This is a genomic window from Actinoplanes sp. ATCC 53533, assembly GCF_003947245.1.
Genome location: NZ_QHHV01000448.1, coordinates 1 through 1,147, shown reverse-complemented (window position 1 = coordinate 1,147; position 1,147 = coordinate 1). Strand labels below are relative to the sequence as shown.

Annotated in this window: 1 pseudogene; it reads right to left on the bottom strand. The window is 65.9% G+C overall.

The window, feature by feature from the left end:
- Positions 1–628 (bottom strand): annotated as a pseudogene (locus DMB66_RS58965) (TerC family protein); the annotation flags it as partial.
- Between the last annotated feature and the right edge of the window lie 519 nt (positions 629–1,147).

Below are 1,147 nucleotides of genomic sequence, written 5' to 3'. Positions count from 1 at the left end.
AGATCAGGTCGGTGGTGCCGATCGCGATCATGACGATGAGCATCGGCGTGAACAGCCGCTTGCCGGCCTCGGTCATGACGGTCATCTTGCCGCTGTCGAACGACGACGAGATCGGCAGCGCGCGCTTGCTCCACCGGATGAGGATGTTCTCCTTGAAGTCGTCCTCGTCGTTCTCGCCCTGCTTGAGCAGGGAGATGGCGGTGTAGACCAGGAACGCACCGAAGATGTAGAAGACCCAGGAGAACTGCGAGATCAGCGCGGCGCCGGCGGCGATGAAGGCACCACGCATGAGAAGTGCCAGCACGATGCCGATGAGCAGCACCTTCTGCTGGAACTGCCGCGGCACGGCGAAGCGCGCCATGATGATCACGAAGACGAAGAGGTTGTCGACGGAGAGGCTGTACTCGGTCAGCCAGCCCGTATAGAACTCACCGGCGGACTGCCCACCCCAGACGATCCAGACGAGGACCCCGAAGGCGAGCGCGAGCCCGACGTAGAAGCCGACCCAGCCCCCGGCCTCGCGCATGCTGGGCTCATGCGGGCGGCGGCCGACGATCAGCAGATCAACGGCTAGGACAACGACCAGGGCAACGAGGGTGACGACCCAAACCCAGGCGGAAACGTTCAACGAGAACCTCCGGCAGACACGGTTCATCGCTGCTTCCGCTCCGGACGGAGAGGTCACAGCGACGTGCGACTGTCGGAGGTCTCTTCCGCCGGCGCCCGGCTGGGCGACGCGACCGCCGGCCCCGGGCTCACCCCGTGGGGTGAAAACCGTGTTGACGAGACTGGCGCAGAGGAATACTCCCCTCCTACGCTCGCTATTGTGTCGCATCGGCGACCGGATTAGCACATCACCCCGGCTATCCGTGGCGAGGCTCTCGCTCTATTATCCTCACCAATCAGACACAAGCCCTCACCGCCGGACGTATCCGGCACGATCGCCTGGCGTCTCCAGCATAGATCACACCTGCCATTGCATCCTAGGAGGCTAGCCACCCGGTTGGCCGGCAGGGCGATTTGTCGGCCCGCACCCCGCCAGGCGCCCACGCCCAGCCCTACCCACGCCGGCCCGGCCCATGCCCGGCCCAGCCCACGCCCGACCAGCCCAGCCCAGCCCAGCCCAGCCCAGCCCAGCCCAGCCCAG